This is a genomic window from Idiomarina sp. UBA4206 (assembly GCF_002383015.1).
Taxonomy (GTDB): Bacteria; Pseudomonadota; Gammaproteobacteria; order Enterobacterales; family Alteromonadaceae; genus Idiomarina; species Idiomarina abyssalis.
The window spans coordinates 1-2678 of record NZ_DFTS01000074.1 but is presented as its reverse complement, the minus strand read 5'-3'; the positions used below and the strand labels follow the sequence as shown (position 1 = coordinate 2678).

Below are 2678 nucleotides of genomic sequence, written 5' to 3'. Positions count from 1 at the left end.
CGAAATAACCAGAGTAAGGCCGTCACCACAAATGGCCGGCAACTGGTAACAAAGCGACTTGCCACCACCGGTTGGCATCAGTACCAGCGAGTCACGCCCCTGCATAGCGGCCTGCATAATATCCTGCTGACCATCGCGAAACTGATGGTAGCCAAAGGTAGACTCAAGCTGCTGCTGAAGCGGATCAAACTGCGTTTTTTCGGCGGTACTGCTGTGCATGGTTATATTGACTTCCCGAGTAACATGCTCTTATTGTAAGCGTCCTGTTCGTTAATCACCATGCCGAAAATGAATACACAAACAATACTGACAAAAGTTTCCGAGTTTATGAACACTCAGGTTCCGTTCCAGGCACTGCTTGGCCTGGAAATTACGGAATTTAACCCTGCCCGTGGTGAAATTCGATTTAAATGGCAAGACCAGCTTATGGGCAATGTACCACAGCGTATGTTGCACGGCGGGGTTACGGCTACGGCGCTGGATACCGCCGGAGGACTGGTCGCTATTGCCGGCATGGTCGACAGACTGGAGTCACCTTCTGAAGCTTATTTAATGGAGCGGCTGAGCCGTTGTGGTACTATTGACCTTCGGGTTGATTACCTCCGTCCGGGCCGTGGCACTGAGTTTATTGCCAGCGCAACCATTATCCGCTCAGGCAACAAAGTGGCGGTAGCGAGGATGGAATTGCACAACGAAGAAGGCACGCACATAGCGTTTGGAACCGGTACTTACCTGGTCGGCTAACGCAGATTAAATAAGGATTCCCACTATGTCCGATGACGCAGTTCGGGCGCGGCATGGCGTTTTTTTCGCACTTGCTGCCTACACCTTTTGGGGCATTGCACCGGTTTATTTCAAACTGGTAAAGCAGGTGCCTGCGTTCGAGATACTCTCCCACCGTATTATTTGGGCGTTTTTAATGGTGTTTGTGCTGATCGTTGCCATGAAACGGCTGGATCGCATTCGTCCTATTCTGAAAAGCCGCAAACTGGTACTGCGTCTGACTCTTGCCACTTGCTTACTGGGCGGCAACTGGTTTTTGTTTATTTGGGCGGTAAACACCGACCATATGCTGGACGCCAGCCTGGGCTATTACATTAACCCACTACTGAACGTAGCTATTGGTATGGCCTTTTTCGCCGAGCGTATGCGTCGGTTACAGTTAATTGCCATTGGCATGGCGGTGGTAGGGGTTTCTATTCAGGTTATTACCTTTGGCTCTGTGCCCTGGGTTGCTCTGGCTTTAGCGTCCAGCTTTGCCATTTATGGTGCCATTCGCAAACGTCTGCCGGTCGATTCCATTAGCGGGCTGTGGCTCGAAACGGCTATTTTGCTGCCGGTTATGCTGATTTACCTATTTGGCTTCGCACAGTCTGCCAGCAGTGACTTAACCGCTAACCCGTGGACCTTAAATCTGCTTTTGGTTGCTGCGGGGCTGGTAACAACCATTCCACTGCTGTGTTTTACGGCTGCAGCACAACGCTTACGTTATGCGACACTGGGCTTCTTTCAGTATATTGCGCCAACATTAATGTTCATATTAGCGGTGATGGTTTACGGTGAGCCTTTAGAGGAAAGTAAGCTGGTTACCTTCATTATTATCTGGAGTGCGCTGGCACTGTACAGTTTCGATTCAATAATACAGCGCCAGCGGGATCGTAAAGCGAAGAAGCGATTAGCTTCAGCTGAGGCTGGCATCCATTGAGATGTCAGCGTTCAACACCTTACTGACCGGACAGCCGTCTTTCGCTTTTTCTGCCAGTTTCTGGAATTTGCTTTCGTCAATATCCGGAATGCTGGCTTTAACCGTTAAGTGAATTTTCGCGATGCTGAAGCCATCACCGTCTTCCTCTAAGGAAACTTCGGCTTTGGCGTCAATACTGTCCGGCTCATAGCCAGACTCTCCCAGCATTAACGAAAACGCCATGGCGTAGCAGCCTGCGTGCGCAGCACCAAGAAGCTCTTCAGGGTTAGTGCCCTTACCGTCTTCAAACCGGCTCTTAAATGAGTATTGGGTACTGTCTAAAACACCACTTGGCGTTGAAACAACACCTGAACCTTCTTTAATACTGCCTTTCCACTGTGCATTTGCAGAGCGTTTCATAAAATGCCTCCGACATAGTATGTATGTACTTTAAACATAGTCGAAGAACGCATTTTTTGATCACTACTTTACACTTCAGAAGACGGGATCCAGGCGCGCATACGAAACAACCAGCCACTTACTGCCGACGTTATCGAAATTGATCTGGACTCTGGATTGCGGCCCGGTGCCTTCGTAGTTCAATACCGTACCCTCGCCAAATTTCGGGTGGCGTACACGTTGCCCAAGTGAGTACCCGGTCTGCTCAAAAGCCTCATGGCTGGCGGCGTTATTAAATCGGCTGTAACTGCTGGGCTTTTCAACTTTGGTTTGTATACGCACTTCGTGCAATGTGTCCGGCGGAATTTCACTAATAAAGCGACTGACTTTGTGAAACAATTCCTGACCATAAATACGGCGCTGCTCAGCGTAAGTAAGCACCAACTTTTGCATGGCGCGGGTCATTCCCACGTAGCAAAGTCGCCGCTCTTCTTCCAACCTTCCTGGTTCATCCATAGACTGCTGGGACGGAAACAAGCCTTCCTCCACACCGGTCATAAACACCAACGGAAATTCCAGATCGGAAGAGCGTCGT

At 49.7% G+C, this 2678-nt stretch carries 5 protein-coding genes; 2 read left to right on the top strand and 3 right to left on the bottom strand.

The window, feature by feature from the left end:
- The coding region (locus tag B3180_RS14655) for a DEAD/DEAH box helicase (RefSeq protein WP_286845240.1) at window positions 1-219 on the bottom strand (219 nt) is incomplete at its 3' end.
- Window positions 220-279: 60 nt separating this feature from the next.
- Between B3180_RS14655 and B3180_RS14650 the strand changes: the two genes are divergently transcribed.
- Both B3180_RS14650 and rarD read left to right on the top strand, forming a co-directional pair.
- Complete coding sequence (locus B3180_RS14650; protein WP_054490478.1) at window positions 280-744, top strand: thioesterase family protein; 465 nt, start codon at window positions 280-282, stop codon at window positions 742-744.
- Between the two features lie 25 nt (window positions 745-769).
- Entirely contained in the window at window positions 770-1705 is a 936-nt protein-coding gene (rarD, locus tag B3180_RS14645; protein ID WP_054490480.1) for an EamA family transporter RarD, read from the top strand.
- On the opposite strand, the gene B3180_RS14640 is transcribed toward rarD, so the two are convergent.
- Both B3180_RS14640 and B3180_RS14635 read right to left on the bottom strand, forming a co-directional pair.
- Window positions 1682-2104, bottom strand: coding sequence for an OsmC family protein (locus B3180_RS14640; RefSeq protein ID WP_054490482.1), 423 nt, complete (start codon window positions 2102-2104; stop codon window positions 1682-1684). The two genes, rarD and B3180_RS14640, sit on opposite strands and share 24 nt — an antisense overlap.
- Window positions 2105-2179: 75 nt before the next feature.
- Window positions 2180-2678: 3'-5' exonuclease (locus B3180_RS14635; RefSeq protein ID WP_286845238.1), on the bottom strand; the 499-nt coding region annotated here is incomplete at its 5' end.

Bases quoted from the DNA above. Each gene is read 5' to 3' on its own strand.
- rarD (WP_054490480.1), top strand. From the start codon at position 770: ATGTCCGATGACGCAGTTCGGGCGCGGCATGGCGTTTTTTTCGCACTT.
- B3180_RS14650 (WP_054490478.1), top strand. From the start codon at position 280: ATGCCGAAAATGAATACACAAACAATACTGACAAAAGTTTCCGAGTTT.
- B3180_RS14640 (WP_054490482.1), bottom strand. From the start codon at position 2,104: ATGAAACGCTCTGCAAATGCACAGTGGAAAGGCAGTATTAAAGAAGGT.